Origin of the sequence: Alkalihalobacillus alcalophilus ATCC 27647 = CGMCC 1.3604 (genome assembly GCF_000292245.2) — a bacterium.
In the GTDB taxonomy this organism is placed as follows: Bacteria; Bacillota; Bacilli; order Bacillales; family Bacillaceae_D; genus Alkalihalobacillus; species Alkalihalobacillus alcalophilus.
On sequence record NZ_ALPT02000066.1, the window covers coordinates 1 to 22,784 of the forward strand.

16 protein-coding genes and 5 tRNA genes are annotated in these 22,784 nt (G+C 35.2%); 20 read left to right on the top strand and 1 reads right to left on the bottom strand.

The window, feature by feature from the left end; all coding sequences use genetic code 11:
• Positions 1–212 precede the first annotated feature (212 nt).
• The 19 genes from BALCAV_RS22400 to BALCAV_RS15730 all read left to right on the top strand — a co-directional run bounded on the left by BALCAV_RS22400 (position 213) and on the right by BALCAV_RS15730 (position 16,041).
• Positions 213–365 (top strand): hypothetical protein, encoded by a 153-nt coding sequence (locus BALCAV_RS22400; protein ID WP_160173429.1) that lies wholly within the window; start codon positions 213–215, stop codon positions 363–365.
• A gap of 245 nt (positions 366–610) precedes the next feature.
• Positions 611–1,897: an adenylosuccinate synthase gene (locus BALCAV_RS15645; protein WP_003320536.1), complete on the top strand. Its 1,287-nt coding sequence runs from the start codon at positions 611–613 to the stop codon at positions 1,895–1,897.
• Between the two features lie 209 nt (positions 1,898–2,106).
• A tRNA-Lys gene (locus BALCAV_RS15650) sits at positions 2,107–2,182 on the top strand.
• Between the two features lie 24 nt (positions 2,183–2,206).
• Positions 2,207–2,281: transfer RNA gene (locus BALCAV_RS15655), tRNA-Glu, on the top strand.
• A 22-nt stretch (positions 2,282–2,303) separates the two neighbouring features.
• A tRNA-Asp gene (locus tag BALCAV_RS15660) sits at positions 2,304–2,380 on the top strand.
• A gap of 31 nt (positions 2,381–2,411) precedes the next feature.
• A tRNA-Phe gene (locus BALCAV_RS15665) sits at positions 2,412–2,487 on the top strand.
• 10 nt (positions 2,488–2,497) lie between these two features.
• Positions 2,498–2,570 (top strand) — tRNA-Thr (locus BALCAV_RS15670).
• A gap of 534 nt (positions 2,571–3,104) precedes the next feature.
• Positions 3,105–4,643: a peptidoglycan DD-metalloendopeptidase family protein gene (locus BALCAV_RS21285; RefSeq protein WP_003321762.1), complete on the top strand. Its 1,539-nt coding sequence runs from the start codon at positions 3,105–3,107 to the stop codon at positions 4,641–4,643.
• Positions 4,644–4,828: 185 nt separating this feature from the next.
• Positions 4,829–5,539: a response regulator YycF gene (gene yycF / locus BALCAV_RS15680; protein ID WP_003321763.1), complete on the top strand. Its 711-nt coding sequence runs from the start codon at positions 4,829–4,831 to the stop codon at positions 5,537–5,539.
• Positions 5,539–7,356 (top strand): cell wall metabolism sensor histidine kinase WalK, encoded by a 1,818-nt coding sequence (walK, locus tag BALCAV_RS15685; protein ID WP_003321764.1) that lies wholly within the window; start codon positions 5,539–5,541, stop codon positions 7,354–7,356. Before yycF ends, walK begins: the two co-directional genes overlap by 1 nt.
• On the top strand, positions 7,353–8,714 hold the full coding sequence (locus tag BALCAV_RS15690) for a YycH family regulatory protein (RefSeq protein ID WP_003321766.1): 1,362 nt from the start codon (positions 7,353–7,355) through the stop codon (positions 8,712–8,714). The genes walK and BALCAV_RS15690 overlap by 4 nt, the downstream gene beginning before the upstream one ends.
• The gene (locus BALCAV_RS15695) at positions 8,701–9,495 is read left to right on the top strand and encodes a two-component system regulatory protein YycI (protein WP_003321768.1); all 795 of its coding nucleotides are present in this window, start codon (positions 8,701–8,703) and stop codon (positions 9,493–9,495) included. Before BALCAV_RS15690 ends, BALCAV_RS15695 begins: the two co-directional genes overlap by 14 nt.
• Before the next feature lie 42 nt (positions 9,496–9,537).
• Positions 9,538–10,332 (top strand): MBL fold metallo-hydrolase, encoded by a 795-nt coding sequence (locus tag BALCAV_RS15700; protein WP_003321769.1) that lies wholly within the window; start codon positions 9,538–9,540, stop codon positions 10,330–10,332.
• 139 nt (positions 10,333–10,471) lie between these two features.
• Positions 10,472–11,692, top strand: a complete 1,221-nt coding sequence (locus tag BALCAV_RS15705; protein ID WP_003321770.1) for a S1C family serine protease — start codon at positions 10,472–10,474, stop codon at positions 11,690–11,692.
• A 266-nt stretch (positions 11,693–11,958) separates the two neighbouring features.
• Positions 11,959–12,126, top strand: coding sequence for a CxxH/CxxC protein (locus BALCAV_RS21765; RefSeq protein ID WP_081939312.1), 168 nt, complete (start codon positions 11,959–11,961; stop codon positions 12,124–12,126).
• A 62-nt stretch (positions 12,127–12,188) separates the two neighbouring features.
• A complete protein-coding gene (rlmH, locus tag BALCAV_RS15715) occupies positions 12,189–12,668 on the top strand; it encodes a 23S rRNA (pseudouridine(1915)-N(3))-methyltransferase RlmH (RefSeq protein WP_003321772.1) in 480 nt (159 codons plus the stop codon).
• A gap of 628 nt (positions 12,669–13,296) precedes the next feature.
• Complete coding sequence (locus BALCAV_RS15720; protein ID WP_235213128.1) at positions 13,297–14,340, top strand: DNA cytosine methyltransferase; 1,044 nt, start codon at positions 13,297–13,299, stop codon at positions 14,338–14,340.
• A 10-nt stretch (positions 14,341–14,350) separates the two neighbouring features.
• A complete protein-coding gene (locus BALCAV_RS15725; RefSeq protein ID WP_003321775.1) occupies positions 14,351–14,968 on the top strand; it encodes a hypothetical protein in 618 nt (205 codons plus the stop codon).
• Positions 14,965–16,041, top strand: a complete 1,077-nt coding sequence (locus tag BALCAV_RS15730) for a DUF262 domain-containing protein (RefSeq protein ID WP_003321777.1) — start codon at positions 14,965–14,967, stop codon at positions 16,039–16,041. The genes BALCAV_RS15725 and BALCAV_RS15730 overlap by 4 nt, the downstream gene beginning before the upstream one ends.
• Positions 16,042–16,282: 241 nt before the next feature.
• Here BALCAV_RS15730 and BALCAV_RS15735 read toward each other — a convergent pair whose 3' ends face one another.
• Positions 16,283–18,022, bottom strand: coding sequence for a recombinase family protein (locus BALCAV_RS15735; protein WP_003321778.1), 1,740 nt, complete (start codon positions 18,020–18,022; stop codon positions 16,283–16,285).
• Between the two features lie 459 nt (positions 18,023–18,481).
• Here BALCAV_RS15735 and BALCAV_RS15740 point away from each other — a divergent pair, with 459 nt between their 5' ends.
• Complete coding sequence (locus tag BALCAV_RS15740) at positions 18,482–22,291, top strand: hypothetical protein (protein ID WP_003321779.1); 3,810 nt, start codon at positions 18,482–18,484, stop codon at positions 22,289–22,291.
• The last annotated feature ends 493 nt before the right edge of the window (positions 22,292–22,784 follow it).

Below are 22,784 nucleotides of genomic sequence, written 5' to 3' on the forward strand. Positions count from 1 at the left end.
TGCGAAAAATTGGTAATAAGTAATGAAAAAGGTGAGTTGGGGGAATTAGGGAGCGAAAAAAGTGTAATAGGTAATGAAAAAGCGAGCCGGCCAAATTAGGGAGCGAATAAAAGGTAATAAGTAATGAAAAAGCCAAGCCGGCCAAATTAGGGTGCGAAAAAAAGATAATAAGTAATGAAAAAGGAGAGCAGGCCAAATTAGGGTGCGAAAAATTGGTAATAAGTAATGAAAATGGTGAGTTGGGGGAATTAGGGAGCGAAAAAAGTGTAATAGGTAATGAAAAAGCCAAGCAGGCCAAATTAAGGTGCAAAAAAAGTGTAATAGGTAATGAAAAAGCCAAGCAGGCCAAATTAAGGTACGAATAAAAGCTAATGAGTACTGAAATGGGTTATACATATAATCGCAGCGTGAAGCAAATAATAGGATGTGCAAATAAACATACAAAAGCATTGATTTATTCGAATTATTTGAGTGTTTTCACGAACAAACTAAAAATAATTTCACAATAATGTTCGTGTTTTGTTGACGTCTCACCCTTAAATTGTTATACTAATCAATGGTTTTTGAATAAAAATACTCGGCTCGTACGTCCGAGGCGGAGGTGCAACAGATGGCATCAGTTGTTGTAGTTGGAACACAATGGGGCGATGAAGGAAAAGGAAAGATTACAGACTATCTTTCAGAAAAAGCAGAGGTTGTCGCTCGCTATCAAGGTGGAAATAATGCAGGACATACGATTGTATTTGATGGAGTAAAGTATAAACTTCATCTCATTCCATCAGGGATTTTTTATAAAGATAAAGTATGTGTTATTGGAAACGGAATGGTGATTGATCCGAAAGCACTTGTCGAAGAATTAACTTATTTACATGAACGTAATGTTGATACAAGCAATTTGAGAATTTCAAATCGTGCCCATGTTATTTTACCTTACCACTTAAAACAAGACATTGTGGAAGAGGAGCGTAAAGGCGATAACAAAATCGGAACAACGAAAAAAGGGATCGGCCCAGCTTATATGGATAAAGCGGCTCGTATCGGAATTCGTATTGCGGATCTTTTAGATAAAGAAGTATTTGAAGAGAAGCTTGAGCGAAACTTAGAAGAGAAAAATCGTCTTTTTGAAAAATATTATGAGACGACAGGTTTTACAAAAGAAGAAATCTTAGAAGAGTACTATGGATATGGACAACAAATTGCTGAGCTTGTTTGCGATACGTCTGTAGTCTTAAGTGATGCTCTTGACGATGGCCGTCGTGTTCTTTTTGAAGGTGCACAAGGGGTTATGCTTGATATTGATCAAGGTACATACCCATTTGTTACGTCATCTAACCCAATTGCTGGTGGAGTTACAATTGGTTCAGGTGTCGGTCCTTCAAAAATTAATCATGTGGTTGGGGTGTCAAAAGCTTATACAACTCGTGTTGGTGATGGACCATTCCCAACGGAGTTAGTAGATGAAATTGGTGACCAAATTCGTGAAGTTGGGAAAGAATATGGTACGACGACAGGCCGTCCACGTCGTGTTGGTTGGTTTGATTCAGTTGTCGTTCGCCATGCCCGTCGTGTGAGTGGATTGACGGATCTATCATTAAACTCAATCGATGTTTTAACAGGGATTGAAACATTAAAGATTTGTACCGCTTATAAATATCGTGGGGAAGTTATTGAAGAATTCCCAGCAAGCCTTAAAGTTCTTGCCGAATGTGAACCTGTTTATGAAGAGCTACCTGGTTGGACAGAAGATATTACAGGAGTAAAATCTTTACATGAACTTCCGGAAAATGCTCGTCATTATGTTGAGCGTGTTTCTCAATTAACAGGAATTCCATTAACGATTTTCTCTGTCGGACCAGATCGTAACCAAACAAATCTTGTTCGTGGAGTTTTTGCTTAATTGAAGTAGTTAAGAAAACGAAAACGGCGAAAATGCAAGGAAAGACTTGTATTTTCGCTATGTTTTCGATATGCTAATAAAGGTTGTTTTAGAAATTTTGTGTTTCTATAAAAAAAATAAAAATATTTTATAAAAATACTTGCACTAGTGTTTTGTCTATGGTATTATAAATCTTGTCGCTAAGGCGAGTAAGACAAGCAAGCTAATATGAGCCATTAGCTCAGTCGGTAGAGCATCTGACTTTTAATCAGAGGGTCGAAGGTTCAAGTCCTTCATGGCTCACCATTACTCTTAATTTTTAAGTGTATTGGCCCGTTGGTCAAGCGGTTAAGACACCGCCCTTTCACGGCGGTAACACGGGTTCGAATCCCGTACGGGTCACCAATTTTTATTTTATCTTTAATACGGTCCGGTAGTTCAGTTGGTTAGAATGCCTGCCTGTCACGCAGGAGGTCGCGGGTTCGAGTCCCGTCCGGACCGCCATGAGTTTTTATATTTCGGTTATTTACAAGTTGGCTTGGTAGCTCAGTCGGTAGAGCAATGGACTGAAAATCCATGTGTCGGCGGTTCGATTCCGTCCCAAGCCACCATTTTTTTTATGCCGATCTAGCTCAATTGGTAGAGCAACTGACTTGTAATCAGTAGGTTGGGGGTTCAAGTCCTCTGGTCGGCATTTTATATAGATTTTACTTTTTGTTCAGTATGCAATGGCATGCTTTTTTGTTTGGATAAATAATAGTAGAATTTTTTTCGAATGGTTATTAGTTGTATAAAAGGCAGATGGGAAAATTCCTATCTGCCTTTTATACGTTTTACAGTAAAAGTGTAAAACGCTACTATATGAAGTGACAATCGTTTCTTACCCTAATTATAGGGGAGAGACGTTTTTTTGTTTTATTGAGAATGGACGGTTGCAAGATACATAAGAAGTAGAGAGAAAGTAGAGTTATTCTCCTTGGATTAAATTAGCTTATGTGAATAAAAAAGGCAGACTTTTATCATGAATTTTTTGCCAAAAAGATTACAAATCAATTTCATTTAGTAATATTGACTCACCTTAATTAGAATTATGCTAGAATGGGGAAGGCCTATTTGGTTTATATAAGAAAATTTCAAACAATTAGGATATAAAAGCTAGATTATTAGATTAGAAGAAAGAACTGATTGTGTGTATAGAAGCAATTGGTGCGAGGGTTTAAAAAGGATTATGTTAGTGTGGAATAAAGTAAAAAAACAGCAAGCGGTTGATTTACGATTAAAACAACCTCTTTATAAACATTGGATATTAGCGATGGTATTGCTCTTATCAATTTCAGGTGTCTCAAATGTGTTGGCTAGTTCAGATTTGGTGATGGAAAAGGTTTATCATATTTATCTGGAAGAAGAGTTTATTGGCACGGTTGAGGATGAAGATGATTATTTAGTCTTTTTAGAGAAACTATTAGAAGAAGAGCAAGAGCGACATTCCGGGTTAACCTTTGATTTTAAAGAGACGATTGGTGTTATTCCTGAGTTCGTTTTTATCAAAAATGCGAATACGGAACAAACGAAAGAAAAGCTAGCTGAATTACTAACGATAAAGGCTGTAGCGACAGCTCTTGTGATAGAGGAAGATGAAGTTGTTTATTTGGCTGAACAAGCGGCAGTCTCACAGTTAAAAAAGCAAATTGTTTTGGAACAAGTGGAAGAGGAAGCTTTTGAAGTGTATGTGCATTCTTTACAAGAAGAGAATTTATTGAAGACGAATGAAGAAGAGACAGTGAGTACGTCGTCTTCTTCAGAAAGTGACGAACGTGAACCGGTTCATACGAGTGAAAAGAATGATACAGAGCTTGAGTTAGAATTGGATGAAAAGCTCATTAACTCGGTTTCTTTTACAACAGATGTTGAAAGTAAGCAAGTTCTCATCTCACCGGAAAAAGTGAAAACGGTGGAAGAAGCAATGGAAGAAATAGAACAAGGCAAAGAGAATCAATTTTATTATGAGGTAAAAGAAGGCGATGTTCTTGGGACGATTGCTTCTGAAATGAATGTATCGATAAAAGAATTGCTTGAACTCAATGAAGACTTAGATAAAGAGAGTGTTATTAGAGCAGGAGATAAGCTCCAAATAAAGACATTAGAGCCTTATTTAGAAATTGAAGTTGTCGAGCATAGTAAAGTAGAAGAAGAGCTTGATTTTGATATTGAGGTTAAAGAAGATAGTAGCCTTTTTAAAGGGGAAGAAAAAGTCGAGAGAAAAGGAACCCCTGGCTTACAACATGTTGAATATAAAACGGTAAGACTAAATGGGGAAATGGTTGAACGGGAAGTATTGAATAAACAAGTCATCGAAGAGCCAGTTAGTGAAATTGTAATAAAAGGAACAAAGGAAAGGTCAGAACTAGCATGGCCGGCAGATGGTGGTTATATTTCAAGTCATCAAGGGAAACGTTGGGGGAGATACCATAAAGGAATTGATATCGCCCGACCAAACTCATATAGCATTTACGCTGCAGAAAGTGGAACGGTTACAGCGGTCACTAGCGGTGGGGGATATGGAAACTATATTCGGATTCGTCACGATAATGGATTAGAGACTTTATATGCTCATTTAAATTCAACAAGTGTTCAAGCTGGTCAGAGTGTTACAAGAGGCCAACAAATTGGGATCATGGGCTCGACTGGAGATTCTACAGGCATTCACCTCCATTTTGAAGTAACCCGTGGTGGGAGTTTATTAAATCCAATCGATTATTTACCATAAGAAAGAAAGCCGTCTCTATTGAATAAAGTAGGGACGGTTTTTTCAGATGCATTTTATTTAAAAAGGGATTTGAACGGAGCATCAAGAAGTGGTACAAGTAAGAAATGTGAACTATTAAAGGAAAACCATGACTTATGATAAACTAGAGATAGCACGTATTAAGTGTAGAACAGGAGCGTTGTGAGATGGATAAACGAATTTTAGTTGTAGATGATGAACGTCCAATTGCCGATATATTAAAGTTTAACTTAGAAAAAGAAGGATTTGAGGTTATTTGTGCTTATGATGGGATAGAGGCCTTAGCACAAGTAGATAAATTTGATCCGGATTTAATTTTATTAGATATTATGTTGCCACATAAAGATGGTATGGAAGTCTGTCGTGAAGTTCGTAAAAAGTCAGATGTGCCAATTATTATGTTAACTGCAAAGGATTCCGAAATAGATAAAGTGCTAGGCTTAGAGCTCGGAGCAGACGATTATGTGACAAAGCCTTTTAGTACAAGAGAGCTATTAGCAAGAGTTAAGGCAAATTTACGCCGCCATAAAGTAAGTGCCGATGAAACGACCGCACAGAAGGAGCTTGTCATTGGTGATTTAACGATTTATCCAGATGCTTATCAAGTGAAAAAGCGTGGCGATACGATTGAATTGACACACCGTGAATTTGAACTGATTCATTATTTAGCGAAACATCTCGGACAAGTTATGACGCGTGAGCATTTGCTACAAGCAGTATGGGGATATGACTATTTTGGTGATGTTCGAACAGTTGATGTTACGGTACGTCGTTTGCGTGAAAAGGTAGAGGATAATCCTAGCTTCCCAACATGGATTATTACCCGTCGAGGAGTAGGGTATTATTTGGCTTCTCCTGACCCACTGGAGCAAGCTTAATGAAAAATAAGGTTGGCTTTTTTAAATCGATTCAATTCAAGCTAATCATTATCTATGTGCTATTAATTTTAATTGCGATGCAAGTTATTGGTGTTTATTTTACGAAACAATTAGAGCAGCAATTAAGTGAAAATCATCATCAAATGTTAGCGGAGCGTGCGGAATTTCTAGCGTATAATTTGGCTCAAATTATGATTGATAGTGAGCCAACTACGGTCGAATCAGAAGTGACTTCCATTTTACGTGACTTTTTTAATGTTGATAAGTCTGAGGTACTTGTTGTCAATGCCAATCAAGTAGTTGTTGGTACATCAGATTTATCAAGACGTAATATCGTTGGTCAACAATCAAATGATGTTCTTATAAAACGAGCATTAGTTGGAACTCCTGATCAAAGAAACTTTGTCGATGAGCAGACAGGTAGCATTGTTCGTTCAATGGGGGTTCCGATTATAACAGCCGATGGGGTCATTGTTGGAGCGATTCATATTCAAGCTTCGATGGAAGAAATTTATTTACAAATGGAACAAATTAATGGCATCCTCTTAACCGGTACCATTTTAGCGTTAGGGATTACGGTTATTTTAATCATTTTAGTGTCTCAGACGATTACTGGACCGATTATAGATATGAGAAAACAGGCGATGCGTATGGGCCATGGTGACTTTTCCCGGAAGGTTCGAGTCTATGGAACAGATGAAATCGGGCAACTGGCAACCTCTTTTAATGATTTGACTTCAAAGTTACAAGATGCGACAGCAACAAGGGATCGAGAACAAAAGAAATTAAGCTCTGTCTTAGCTCACATGACCGATGGAGTGATCGCCTCAGATGCTAAAGGGTTAGTTATTTTGATGAATAATCGAGCGGAGGAGCTTTTAGGAAAAGCCACTTATGAGGTCATTCGTAAACCGATTACAGAAGTGCTGCAGCTTGCGGAGGACTATGTCGTTGATGATTTATTTGATCATGATGAATCACTGATTCTTGATTTTAGTGATGAAGAAAACGATTATATGTTGCAAGCTAATTTTTCGGTGATTCAAGAAAATGAAGGGCCAATTAATGGTGTGATTACAGTTTTGCATGATGTGACAGAGCAAGAGCAAATTGAACAAGACAGACGTGAATTTGTCGCAAATGTCTCTCATGAGTTAAGAACGCCATTGACGACGATGAAAAGCTATTTGGAAGCATTAGAAGATGGGGCGATTAGTGATCCGGATTTAGGTCCGCGTTTTTTAGGAGTTACTCAAAATGAGACTGAACGAATGATTCGTCTCGTCAACGATTTATTACAGCTGTCCAAAATTGATAGCCGTGATTATCAATTAAACTTAAGTACGGTTGATTTTGTTTTATATTTACATGAAGTGATCGATCGTTTTGATATGATTGCAGCAAATAAAAACATCCATTTTATTCGTAAAATTTCTCCGCAACTGACGTATGTCAAAATGGATCGAGATAAATTAACACAAGTGCTAGATAATATTATTTCCAATGCGATGAAGTATTCTCCAGAAGGTGGAAATGTAACGATTACCCTTGAGCATTATGGTCAAAATATCCGTGTGAGTATTTCTGATGAAGGAATGGGGATTCCGCGAGAAAGCCAGCAAAAAATATTCGATCGTTTTTATCGAGTCGATAAGGCTAGAGCAAGAAGTATTGGGGGAACAGGTTTAGGTCTTGCGATTGCTAAGGAGCTCGTTCATGCACATCATGGAGAGATTTGGGTGGAAAGCATGTATGGACAAGGTACCACGATATTCTTTACTTTACCTTTTACGAAAAATAAGGAGGGTAATTGGTGAGATACGAACAAGTGAAAAACTGGATATTAATTGGTCTTGTTGCCTTAAGCCTTGTTCTAACATGGGAATTATGGACCTTTCAGCCTGACTTTGATAGTCCAGATCGAGATAATTTGACTACTCCAGATACTTTAGTTGGTGGTCGCTCGTTATCAATACAAGATGTAATTGCGGCGGAAGCACTTGTTGTTCATGATGGGGACGATTATTATATGATCCCGGCAGACAGTGAGTCATACCGTGATACTTATCAACGGATATTCCGTTCAAATATAGAGGTGGAAATGACACCAATAGGGGATCCTTTTCCAAGTGAACAAGGGGAGCAAGGGTTAGAAGTTATTTTTCCAACGGCGATTCCGACAAATGTTTTGATGAGATTGTTTATTAACGAAGAAGATGAAATAATGGTTCCACTGACGGCTGTTAATCGTATCTATATTTATCAAAATCCAAACGGAGCCAATATGTTCATGCAGCTTTTTTCGGAGATTGATCAAGATATGGTCGTCCTCCGTTCGAATTTGGATTATCATATGTTCTCCCAAAATGTGTTTAATCAAGTCGAGGATTTTATCCCAGCTGTTGGTGTGAGAGAGCTGATGGATGAACAATTCAAAGAACAGTTATATGTTCCGAGTGAGCCATACGTAGGGAAAAAGCTATCCTATACGGCTCCTTCGATTGACATTGACTTTTTTCACCAGCTTTTGTTTCCTGTTCCTAGCTCCATTAGTGAAAGTAGACAAGCCAATGGGGAACGCTTCTATACAGATGGTAGCCGGATTCTAACAACTTCGAGTAACGAAGATTTTATGGATTTTGATTTCCGTTATCCAGTCATATCAGAAGATGTAACGTCTCGTCATATCGTCGATTCAAGCTTTGATTATATTAATGGTCATAATGGCTGGACCAATTCTTATTATTTATCTGATTGGTCATTATTGACGGAAACAGAAGCGAAGGCGAAATACCGCTTACAGCTAGAAAATCTCCCTGTAATTATGTATGAGGGACAAGATAATTTAATGAATATACAAGTATCACGTGTTGGTGGACAGACGTCAAGATATATTCGCCCGTTATTTAGTATTGAAAGTTTGTCTTTTGAAACGAATACAGTGCAACTTCCATCAGGCCCTGAGATGTTAGAGGGATTGCTGGAACAAGAGTTTTTTGAACTTGATAAAGTAGAAAAGATGCTTATTGGTTATGAAATGGAAAGTAGCTCGATCTCTTATGTCACTATCGAACCACATTGGTTTATTAAGTATGAGGGAAGTTGGAAAAAGCTAGGCGACAGTGACGGAGAAAGAGCAGATACAACGGGGGAGAATCGAGATGAATTGGAGTAGAACAAAAACGATTTTTATTATTACATTTCTCTTCCTTAATGTTTTTTTAACGTTTCAATTAATTCAAAAAAATGAACATTATCAAATAAGCGCTATTCCCGAAGTGACATTACAAGAGCGGCTTAAGACAAATAATATTACAATTGAAGGCGATTTGCCTGAGGTAGCGAGCAAAGACTATCATATTATTGGTCGTAATCAACGATTTAGTGAGCAGCAACTTGAATATTTAAGTGATCAAATTTCCGAGGTGAGTGAGGACGGTAAAGTGCTAACCTCGATTTTAAATGAGCCTTACCCATTATCACGAGAACAATTTTCTCAAGATTTGAATCAGTTTTTATTAAATTATGTGAATGGTGGTGCTCATTATCAATATGGTGGTCGTAATCAAGAGCGTATGTACATTTATTTTTATCAAACTTTTAATCAGCATACTGCCTACTCTGATGACTATGAACCATTAACGATAAAGTTAAATGATGACTGGGAAATAATCGGCTATAGTCAACGTTTTATTGAGTTTGAACAACACGGTAGTGAAAGTGAAATTTTATCAAGTTTAAAAGCGGTTGAAGTATTATTAAATAGTCAGCTTTTAAATATTGGTGATACGATTAATAAAATTGAGTATGGGTATTATAATCGTTTCTCATTAGAAAATGATGATTTAATGTATGCACCGATGTGGTTAATTGAAGTAGGGGAAGAGAGTTATTTAGTTCATGCGATTGAAGGAGATGTCCAACATTTAACGGTCAATAATGTTGAGGAAGAATAGCTATTTTAGTGGATGAGTTGAGAGATACTGGAGTGAACAGGAATGACATTACGTTTTAGTGTGTTAGCAAGCGGTAGTACGGGGAATGCAATGTATGTAGAAACAGAAAATCAACGTTTATTAGTGGATGCGGGTTTGAGCGGAAAAAAGTTGGAAGAGCTTTTTCAAAAGATTAATCGGAACCCAAAAGAGCTTGATGGGATTCTCGTAACTCATGAACATAGTGACCATATAAAAGGAGTCGGGATTTTTGCGAGGAAGCATCATTTGCCGATTTATGCGAATACGAAAACATGGAACGCTATGGAAGGGCATCTTGGGGTTATTACAAACGAGCAAAAGTTTCATTTTGAAGTTGGAGAAGTGAAAAGCTTTGCCGATCTCGAGGTCGAGTCATTTGGTGTTTCACACGATGCGGCTGAGCCGATGTTTTATGTTTTCCATCATCAAGGGAGGAAATTAACATTAGCAACCGATATGGGCTATGTAAGTGAAAGAATTAAAGGAACGATTTGCGGGTCTAATATGTTTGTCTTTGAGTCGAATCATGATATTAATATGTTACAAATGGGTAGGTACCCATGGAGTATTAAACGACGTATTTTAAGTGATGTCGGTCATGTTTCAAATGAAGATGCGGCAATGGCTTTAAGTGATGTAATTACAGATGCCACTTCAAGAATTTATTTAGCCCATTTAAGCTTAGATAATAATATGAAAGATTTAGCTCGTTTGACCGTTGAGCAAGTTTTAAAAGAACAAGATCATGCAGTCAATGATCAGTTTGATTTATATGATACTGACCCAGTGGAACCAACTGCTTTGACTGTCGTTTGATCGTTTAAAAGTGAGTGAAATCGGCAATAATAAGTAAGGATTTTCAAAGCATTTTATTGGACATTCTGATGGTGAGTTAGTCAAAATAGTAGATAACGAATCAGTATTGAATCAATGTTCCTATTAGGAGGCTGTTATTATGGGATACTATGACGAACATGTGAGACAAACACGAACTACAAGAAGTGGAAATCGACGTAGTACGGCTTTGTCGGCTTTTTTAGGAGCGGTTATCGGAGCGGTTGTCGTTTTATTTTCGGTTCCAATACTAGCAAACTTAGGGTGGCTACCATATGAGATTCATCCAAATGAAGAAACGAGTCTAGATGTTGAGGAAAATAGAATCAATGATACTAGTGATCTCCAATCTGTCTCCTATTCGGTCAATACGGACATAACGGAAATCGTTGAAAATGTTTCAGAAGCCGTTGTTGGTGTCGTTAATATTCAACAAGCTGGCTTTTTAGGGATGTCAGGAGAAGGCACAGGATCAGGCGTCGTGTATAAAATCACAGATGAACATGCCTTTATCGTGACAAATCAACATGTGATCGAAGGAGCTAATACGATTGAAGTGAGCCTTTCAGACGGCACACGAGTAGAGGCAGAACTGATCGGCGAAGATGTGTTAACAGACTTAGCAGTCATTCGTATTGATGGCAGTGAAGTGGATACAGTCGCGGAATTTGGCGATTCCAATACCCTTCGTGTCGGCGAACCAGCTATTGCGATTGGAAACCCGCTAGGTCTTGAATTTGCCAGCTCAGTAACCCAAGGAATTATTAGCGGAACAGAACGAAGCATTCCAGTCGATACAAATGGTGATGGGCAAGTTGATTGGCATGCAGAGGTTATTCAAACGGATGCTGCGATTAATCCAGGAAATAGTGGTGGAGCTTTATTAAACATAGAAGGCCAAGTCATTGGAATCAATTCGATGAAAATTGCCCAAAGTGCGGTAGAAGGCATTGGTTTTGCCATTCCAACGGCCATCGCCTTACCCATTATTGATGATTTAGAGCGATTCTCAGAAGTAAGGCGTCCACAGCTTGGTGTAGGGATTATTTCCTTAAATCAAATTCAAAGCTTCCATTGGCAAGAAACTTTAAACCTTCCAACAGACGTACGTGGAGGAGTTGTCGTCACAAGTGTTTCACCAAGTTCACCTGCAGCAGGTGCCAATATGCAAGAATATGATGTAATCGTTGAAATCGGTGGCGTAGAGGTGAACGATACCCATGATTTACGCAAGTTTTTATATACCGAAGCCGAGGTTGGGCAAGAGGTTGAAGTTGTGTACTATCGAGATGGTCAGAAGGAAACAGCTACGTTAACATTACAAGAACAAGAAAGTTTTTAAGTTAATTTCCAAAAAGGATGTATCTTTTAGCTTGTCGACAAGTCTCGTTAAGGAGGTTTATCGATGAGCTTTTTTGATGATGAGAAGATGTTAGGGTGCTGAGTGTTGGACTTTTAATTCGATGATTAAAAAATTAGTTGGATAGGTCGAAAAAGAGCGAATCGTGTATGGAAGAAGTACCTGTGGATAAGAATATCTTGGAAGTATCCACATCTAAAATTAGAATATGCTATAATAAAAAACGGATAAAAGAAGGGACGGATAAAATGAAATTAATGGCTTGTCAAGAGCATGTAGAGCTTGCAATGGAAATGATTATTGACGAAAAAGAAGTGGCACCTAATATAGAGATACTAACAAAAGATCAAGATTTATCCACAGTATGCGAGTTTTGTCAAAACGAGGCGAAATATAGCGTATCAAATCAACAATAAAATAACCTGTTGATATGTGGATAACTTCTGTGGATAAAAATAAAAAAGGAGTTATACACGCTGTGAATATCACGATTATCTCAGTCGGAAAATTAAAAGAAAAATACTTAAAACTAGGAATTGAAGAATATACAAAAAGACTTGGAGCTTACGGCCAAATTTATTTAGTTGAAGTTCCAGACGAAAAGGCACCTGAAAACTTAAGTGCAGCAGAAGAAGAACAAGTGAAACAAAAAGAAGGCGAACGCATCCTTAACAAAATCCCCGCAGACAGCCACGTCATTGCCTTAGCAATCGAAGGCAAACAACTTACCTCAGAACAACTCGCCCAAAACCTCAACAATCTCGCAACATACGGTAAAAGCAAAGTTACTTTTATAATCGGTGGTTCCCTTGGTCTATCAAATGAAGTAACGCAACGGGCTAATGAGAAATTATCTTTTTCAAAGATGACGTTCCCACACCAGTTAATGAAGCTTGTGTTAGTGGAGCAGGTGTATCGGGCGTTTCGGATTATTAAGGGTGAACCGTATCATAAGTAAATGGGGTTTTTATTAGATGTATACTTATCTGTATATTTATCATTATTAAATGGATATAACAAAATCTTCCTGGGCAACTAAACCAACAAATAGGAAGGTTTTTATGTTTAAATTATTTATTAAGACTGTTGAATGTTTCTTTATACTTGATTAATTATCATTTTTAAACTTTTAAATAAATAGAAGCATATGAAAATTATGATAACTAAAAAGAGGAGCTTGACTGTAATGGGGAAGCTTGAATTCACCAATTAAAAGCAATAGCAGTTTCAATATAATTCTAATTATGTTCAATTTGTTGAAGAAAAGTAGAGGTGGATATAAAGATATATTATAATTTATTACTCTAAATAGTATACGTTATTCTAATCAATGATTTCGACAATTGTAGTAATTTAATATAAAATATAAAGTTTGAAGGGTATAAAAGATAAAAATATGTAGTGGTTTATAATCAATAAGAAGTTATTGATACCTTTATATAAATTGTAAGGTATTTATCATGTAAAATAGATATAAAAATTTACTTAATTAATAACTCATATATATAGATTATAAATGGACTGGAGTAGTGTTATGAAAAGTATTCCGATATATTCTTTTTTTTCAGGTGCAGGATTTTTTAGATTTGGGATTTTCCTTTTCTGGTTTTGACATTACTTTTACAAATGAAATTTCAAAGGACATATCAAGAGTTTATAATTCCGGAATGAGCTCATGTTTAGATAAAGAAGTTTCAATTACTTGTAATGAATCCATTGAAGATATTTCTTCTAGTGATATTACAGAGATGGTCAATATTAAAAATCAAAATCAATTTTGGGGAGTTATTGGTGGACCACCATGTCCAGATTTCTCTGTAGGTGGAAAAAATAAAGGACATCAAGGTGAAAATGGTAAATTAACGGAAACATTTGTAAATTTAATTTGTAATACTAGACCTAATTTTTTTGTTATTGAAAATGTAAAAGGACTTGTGAAGACTAAGAAGCATAAGGAATTTTTTGACAGAATGATAGGCTTATTAGAGGACAGTGGATATGCTGTAGATTTTAAAGTTTTAAATGCGCTTGATTTGGGGGTACCTCAAGATAGAGAAAGAATATTTATATTGGGAGTAACAAAGACAATTTATAAAAAAGTTTTTAAGGTAGAGTTTTCTGGTGAACGTGGCTGGTTTTACTGGCCTTGTTATGAGAGATATGTAAATGCAAAATATAAGTATGTTTGGCCAACCACAAACGAATTTGGTATTGATATTGAAAAGCCCAGCTCTATTCCCCAGGAATTAATGGTAGGAACATACTTGTTGGATAATGAATTGAAAAATATTCCGAATTCCAATGAGTTTTTCAATCCTAGGTCTTCCAAATTTAGTTTTATAGAAGAAGGGGATGATAAAAGAAAAAGCTTTAAAAGATTACACAGATGGAGATATAGTCCTACTATTGCGTATGGGAATAATGAAGTGCATCTTCATCCCACACTTGAGAGGAGATTATCAGTTCGAGAGGCACTTAGATTACAAACCGTACCTGATAACTTTGTAATAAATGAAGATATATCTTTGACAGTTAAATTTAAGGCTATAGGAAACGGTGTACCAGTTAAAATGTCAAGTTTGTTGGCAAGTAATTTAAGTTATTTTTTAAAGCAATACTTGTATAGCTAGAGGTGATAAGATGATATCTGAAGAAGAGATAAAATATGATCTGATAAATATGGATGATACAGGTATTGTAAAAAAATATTTATTAAATACTGATGTTTGGTATTTTACATGTCATCTAAATCTAGACCATAATGCATTTATGATTAATCTTGATTTAATGAATGAAATAGTTTCAAATAATCTTTCCGTAAGTATGAAAAATATTCTAATTGTTGGAAGTGGAAAAACTGGTTATAGTTTTTCACCACAAAAAGCATTAAGAAAATTTGATAGTAATGAAGAAATAGAATCAGATATTGATATAGCAATAATATCTGATAAATATTTTTTTGAGTATTGGAATCTAGCAAGAAAAGAAGTTAGTGTAAGATATTCCCGTTACTATAATGAAATATCATCAGGGATATTTAATGGTTATATATCTAAAAATACTTTGGAAGATATACCTTCAATTAGAAAAAAATGGAATGATAGAATACGAGCAACAAAGAAAGAGTTAAAAGCAAGAGCAAAATTTCAACATCCGATAAATTTTAGAATTTATAGATCTTGGGAAGACTTAGAAGAATATCACATTAAGGGGATTAATAAGCTAAAAAAAGTAATAATAAAGGAGGGAAGCAAATGATTTTGAAAAACTTTCATATTTTAAAAGTGAAAGATGTATATGATAAATTTACAAATGGAGTCCTTGTTGTGGATGAGTCATATCAACGAAGAAAGGTTTGGAACGAAACGGATAAGATAAGATTAATAGAAACAATTTTAATTGGGTATATTGTACCTTCCTTATATTTGTGGGATGCAGAAATCGATCCGACAACAGGGCAAACAATTACTCATATTGTTGATGGTCAGCAAAGGGTAAATGCAATAGTAGACTTTATTGAAGGTAAATTTTCACTGCTTAAATCAAGCCTTACTCAGCCTGATATTACTGGAAATTATGCAAATAAACGGTTTGATGAATTAACTGAAAAAGAAAGGGTTAATATTTGGTCGTACAATATACCTGTTGTTCAACTTTCAGAAGTAGATAATGTTGAAACTATAAAAAGTATATTTTATAGATTGAATTTAACTGACTATAATTTAAGAGCACAAGAGAAAAGGCATAGTACTTCTAACGGTTTATTCGCTGAATTGGCTATTGAACTTTCAGAAAATGAATTTTGGTCTAATCACAATTTATTTAATGCAGGCGATATTAAAAGAATGAAAGATATTGAATTTTGTGCATCATTAATATTACTTGCACGAGATGGTATTATAAACCAAACAACTCAAAGACCTCTTAATAATGCTTATGATGATTATAAAGATATTTATGAAGAGAGAGATATTGATAAAATGAGAATATTATTTTGGATAGATTCTCTTAATAAGTTTATTAATGATACAACTATAGGCTTTATACAAAAGAAATCACAGCTATATACTATGTTTACAGTTATAGATTATTTGGAGTCAAATAAAATTGAAATATCAGATGAAATGGTATTAAATTTCACTGAATTTGTGAAAATGTATTTAGATTATAGAAATGACAATGTAGATAATGACGATTCAACAAAGATTATACTAAATACGTATAAACTTGCGGTATCTGAAGGAATAAATAAATTAAAAAATAGAATGATTAGATTTAATATTATGAAAAAAGTCCTGTTGCAAGGTATAAATAGCATTGACGAAATTTAATTTTAATTAAGTAGAGTTAATACTTTGCCTATTAATACTTATTGCATGAATCATTATAAAACTTATATTACTCCGAGTATTAAATTAATAAATTTCTGGACGCTCAAATGAATTTTTCTTTGACTTATTTAGTTTAAGTAAGATTTGAATATCGTATAAATAATATGAGAGAAGTTATTGCATTGTTGTTAGTAAACCTTTCTTTTATGTATGCCTCCAAAATACTTATACATTCTAAATTTTAGTTATGTCTCTGGTCAAACCATATGATATTTGCTTCAGATATTATTAATTTATCAAAGACCTCATTTAGATAGAGCAGGGGGAACCGTATCATAAATAGGTAGCGGTTTTCTTTAAAATATAATCCCCTAAGTATGAGGGGGGAGTTGTTAGTAACCATATTATGTAGTGAGGAGTCACCTGGACTCCTACTACTTTCAGGGGTGTGAGCAATAAAAGAAAATTGAATATCTTTTAATTTATTATTGCTTACATCAATTTTTTTGATAGATGCTACAAGTAACTGTCTGAATTCCATTATATCTAATCGCTCTTTTAGATCTAAGAATTCTTGAAGTTGGGTACGTATAAAGTCAGTGTTGACCTCTTTTACCATGGTATCCTTAACTTCTTTATCACTTTGTAGCTTAGCCAATGAATCCTTTAAGTCAATAATCTCTACACGGAGTTCAGTAATTCTTTCTTTAGCTTCTTGAGGTGTATAAAATCCAGAACCCGTCATTGCATCGTCTTGGATCATTTTCTTTTGAGTTTCGAGTTCTGCTATGCGCTTTTCGATTATCTTAGTTTCATTACTATTGTCGTTTGTTGTGTACTCCCTAGCAATTTTCTCGTGTATGTTTTGTGTTATAGCGCTAATTATAGAATTGGATTGTAGTGCTTTTGTGAGCCTCTTATAAACTGATTTTTCCAGTTTATCGGCATTTACAGTGTTGGGATTACAGACGGCTTTACCGCCGTTATGATATCGGCCACAAACATAGTAACGCAATTTAGTGCCATCTTTACGCTTCGAACTATACATACTGGTCATATATGAACCACATTCTGGGCACTTTGCAATCGATGTTAATGGAAAGTTTCGAGTGTACTGTCTTGGTGTACCTGTTGACCGTTTCTTTATCATTGAGTTAGCCTTATCCCAAGTCTCTTCATCAATAATTGGTTTGTGAATCCCTTTGACGTTAATGTAATCTGGGTTTGTACCTTTCCTTCTCTTTTTCTCCCAATGTACTACTTGATTAAAACGAATATATCCCTTGTATACAGGATTTTTCAGTATTATATTCACGGTTGATTGAGCAAATTCTTTGTTGTTTTTTGATCGTTTCCCAATTTTGTTGAGGTGATTGGCAATTTTCTTCGTGCCCCAGTTTTCATTAACGTATTTGCTATAGATCATTTTAATTATCGCTGCTTCTTCAGGAATGATTATTAGCTCTTTATTTTTACTACGATATCCAAGAACTCTTCCACCGTTAAATTTTCCTTCTTTAGCCCTCTGGGTCATTCCCATCTTAACGTTTTCAGCAAGTTCTTCTCTTTGATATTGAGCAACAGATGACAAAATATTGAACTGTAAATTGCCATGGGGCGTACCATATTGCCCTTCTTTTATGGATATAAATTTGACACCTGAATTGTGTATCTCATCGACAAGTGATAGGGAATCAGAGAGGTTTCTACTCAATCGGGATACTTTATAGGTTATGATAGCATCCAAGTAACTCTTTTTGACATCTTGCATCATACGATTTAATTCATGTCTACAGTTTGTTGATTTGGCACTTATTCCTTCATCTACATAAAATCTTACAATGGCGTCGTCTCCATATAGTTTGTGGGCTGCTGCTTGAATACCTTCATCCTTTTGGCCTTCCAAGGAGAAACCTAACTCTGCTTGTTTGCTTGTTGAGACTCTGATGTACAAGCCCACTGTTTTTATCTCTTTTATCATTTTTATACACTCTCTTCATGATGGTCTGAAGTTATTTTGTGAAAATTGCTTTGTAAATTATTGTGGAAATGATTTCAATGCTTTCTGTGTTATCAGTTTCAGTAGAAATGTGTTCAGTATTCTCACGCATATTTAATTACCTCCGAAAAGAAATTTTGATAGATTCCTTTCTGTCGGAGGACACATTTTATTTATAGAGAGGGAGCCGGACCAATTTGGAGTGCTATACTCTTAGAAAAAAATAAAACGTCTCCACGTATAAAATGACAGTTTTGTCTAAAGTGTCTTTTACGTATGATTACGTTTTATCAGGTAAGTAGCAGATGCGTACTATAAATTTGTTACTTGTTGGAAGAAATTATGTAGTTTAGTAGAATAAATGTAAGAGGGCTCTAAATAAAAGATAATAAAGTATAAGAGAATAGAATATACACATTTAGAAAAGGGGGACAAATATAAATGTTTGAAATTGAGGGTAAAGATATTAGTGAATTGAGTGACAGTGATTTAAGGTCGCTTATCGGACTTCTTTGTGAGGCGGACCTTCGTTCTATGAAATTACCAACAGCAGGTGTTACATGGGGTGGTCACCAAAACGCGAAAGACGGAGGGATTGATGTACGAGTTGAATTAATGTCCTCAGTTTATAGTGACGGGTTTATTCCTCGGTCTAATACAGGTTATCAGGTTAAAAAGCCAGATATGCCTCGTAGTGCTATTTTTAAAGAGATGATGGTAAATGGTGAGCCCAAACAAGCTATTAAGGATTTAATAGCTTTAAATGGTGCATATATTATTGTAAGTAGTCAAGGGTCAACTGCTGACTCTGCTCTAAAAGATAGAAAAGATACAATGCAGGAAGTGGTTGAAAACTTTTCACATACGTCTAATTTTAAAGTCGATTTTTACGATCGTGAACGAATAGCTGGATGGGTGCGAAGCTTTCCAGCTCTAAGTATCTGGGTAAGGGAAAAAATCGGAAGGCCAATCCGGGGGTGGAGGACTTTTGGTAATTGGGCTCGTTCTCCCGGGGGTCTTAAAGAAGAATACATCCTAGATGAACAAATACGTCTATATAGTAGTGGTAATTCCCACTTCGACGGGTTGTCTGCTTTAGAAGGGCTAAATAAACTAAGATCAATATTAGAAAGGCCAAAGTCGAATATTCGTTTAGTGGGCCTCTCAGGTGTTGGAAAAACTAGATTAGTACAAGCCTTATTTGATAATAGAATTGGTAGTAGCCCATTAAATCCTTCTACTGTTTTCTATACAGATATAAGTGATGGTCCTAATCCTGATCCATGTACTCTTGCTCAGCGTTTAGTAAATTTAAATAGTCATGCTACTGTTATTGTCGATAATTGCCCACCAGACTTACATAATCGATTAGTAGCAGTAGGGGGAGAACCTAATAGTTTATTAAGCATAGTTACTGTTGAATATGATGTTCGGGAGGACCAACCTGAAGAAACTGAAGTTTTTCGCTTAGAGCCAGCATCTAAAGAGTTAATTAGTCATATTTTGAAGTTACGCTTTTCTCATTTAAGTGAAGTAAATGCTAGGACTATAGCAGAATTCTCAGGAGGAAATGCACGTATTGCGATAGCTTTAGCCAATACAGTTAAAAGAGGAGAGAACCTTGCAGGGTTAAGAGATAATGTTCTTTTTAATAGATTGTTTGAACAAAGAAATGAACCCAATTTCCGTTTATTACAGGCTGCTGAAGTTTGTTCATTGGTTTACTCATTTGATAGTTCAATAAATGAAACAGATAGTAATGAGCTAATTATATTAGGGTCAGTAGTTGGAATGTCAACACAGCCAATATATGAAAATGTGAGTGAACTGATACGTCGTGATCTTGTGCAAAAGAGAAGCATATGGAGAGCAGTTCTGCCTCATGCAATAGCAAATAAGCTTGCGCAAAGGGCTCTTGAAAATATACCTATCAATATTATCTGTAACACGTTTGAAAATGGAGAAAATGAAAGATTATTAAAATCTTTCTCAAGAAGGTTAAGTTTTCTACACGATTCAGAAGAAGCAAAAGAAATTTCAAATAGATGGCTGAATGAAGGAGGACTTTTAGGTAGTGTTAGTAATTTAAATGAGTTTGGTATTAGTCTTCTCAAAAACATTGCTCCTGTAAATCAAGAATTAGTTCTTGCTTCTATTGAAAAGGTTTTACTTTTAGAAGAAGCAAATACCTTTTTTTCTCGTGATAACCCTAATTACAATGAATTTACTAGGCTTCTTTGCTCTATTGCTTATGAACAAGATTACTTTGAGCGGTCTTCAAATTTACTTTGCTTATTTGCACTGTCAGAAAGGCCAGACGAAAATTATAATTCAATTAGAAAAATGTTGAAGACACTATTCCAGTTATATTTATCTGGTACAAAAGCTACTCCCGAACAAAGACTAATTATAATTGACAAATTAGTGGTATCAAATATTCACAACGAGAGGGAACTAGGTCTTTTATTGTTAGAAGTTGCACTTAAAACTGATAGTTTTATATCCGATCATTATTTTGAGTTTGGAGCTCATTCTAGAGATTATGGACTTCAACCTACTACTATGAAGGAAATACAGCATTGGTATAAGGTTTTTATCAAATATTCTTTAAAACTTATTATGAATCAAAGTCCAGTTTCAAATAAAGTAAAAGTAATTCTCGGGAGGAAATTTGGTAGTTTATGGCTTAAAACACGTTTGTATGATGAACTTGAACTTTGTGCAAATAAAATATCTGAAAAAGGTTTTTGGGGTGAAGCATGGGTAGCTGTTAAATCTGTTAAGAAACGGAACCAAGAAACTTTGGATTCAAGTATTGAATCTCGCTTAGATGAATTAGATAAAATTCTAAAACCAACAAGTTTAATTGAACATGTAAGACTTTATGTTTTATCTGAAGATTCTTTTGCTTTAGTCGATACTTTTGATGAAAAAAATAGTGATGATGAAGATATTAAAATTGAGGAAAATGCAAAATCTTTAGGTATCGAAGTTGGATCCAATCAAGAGATCTTAAAGGAATTATTGCCTGATATAATATGCTGTAAAAATTGGGTAATGTTTAATTTTGGGCAAGGATTGGCAGAGGGATTATTGAGCTCTGACTTGATCTGGGAGGAATTTATAAGCCAATTAACTACTCTAGAAAGAACAACTATAAACTATCAGGTAATTCGTGGTTTTTTAAGTGCACTATCAAAGAATAACCCCAATCTTTGTAACAGAATTTTAGATGATGCTTTGACGAAAAAAATTACAGCAGAAGTATTTCCTTTGTTACAAACAAGTATTGAAATTGATGAAAGTGGTGTGAAAAGGTTAATTGAATCTCTTGAAAGTGGTTCCTCACCAATTTGGCAATATAGTAATTTAGCATATGGAAGAGTGCACGAAACTATTAATGATGGCGACTTTTATAAAATGATAAAATTAATTTCTTCCCAATCTAATGGTTTAGAAGTAGCAATTAAAATACTTCATATGAGACTTCATGGACAAAAAAAGAATGAGCAACATAATAAAACAATAATTGGATTAGGTCAAGAATTGCTTTCTATGTATGAATTTCAAAGAAAGACTTCCAGAAACGACAGAAGTGATTATGAACTATCAGAGATTATTAAAGCTAGTTATGTTACTAATTCTTCTATAGAGAATGCAAAAATCCTAGGTGATAAGTTATTAAAGGGTTTTATGAGTTATGATATTTACCCTTGGAATTATAGTAGAGTATTAGAAGCATTGGCTTCTACCCAACCGCAAGCTTTTCTTGAGACATTTCTAGAAAGTAATGAAGATAATAGAGAAGTAGATACGCTATTTCTTGATGATTTACGAACCAGGGCAAATCCAATTTCTAAGATTAATAGGGAAGTTATTATTGAGTGGTGCGAATCTAGTCCTGAAACAAGATATTTATTATTAGCCAGAGTAATTATGCCTTATTATAAATGTAAAGAGAGTAATAAGTTACAATGGACACCTTTAGCACTAGAAATTCTTGAGAACTTTAATGAACCTATTGAAATATTAGATACTTTTAAGTATTCTTTTTTACCAAGATCCTGGAGCGGATCTTTAGCTGCAGTAATGGAACGGCGTTTGCCTTTAATTTATGAGTTAAAAGAACATCAGGATAGATCTGTGGTTAATTGGGCTATCAAACAACAAGTAGAATTAGATGGTTCAATCAGACAAACGCGTGAGAATGAGTTAAACGAGGAAAGAAGAAGAAATGAGCGATTTGAATAGTCTTTAACAAGCGGAAACCTTCCGAATTAATATTAATATTAATATGGATTGTAAAGTACAGGGAGATTGCCATTTTACTTCGTTCTTTTAAAATAAAAAGAAGCAGTGAACCGTTCTCGTGCACCACTTGAAGAAGTTTTTCTTAATACCTGAATGGATTAGTCTCACAAAGTGACAGAATCATATAATCCTTTTTAAAAATTGACATACCCGGGGCACAAATTTTACAGATAAAATAATAACCAATACCTAGTGGGGGGAGAAAATTATTATTCCCTCCTTTTCTATATGTAATTTTATTTAAGTGTTTTTACATTTTCATTTAGTGTGCCAAAAGAGCAAACGGGCACACTCGGTGCAGTAAAGCAATACCGCACTGGGGATCAGCGCACTTATGTCCTATTTATTTTAATTTAGGGTAAGTTTAAAGGTGAAATCATAAAAAATTTTAAATTTATTTTGTTAGGATGTATTATGATAATTAATACCTAGG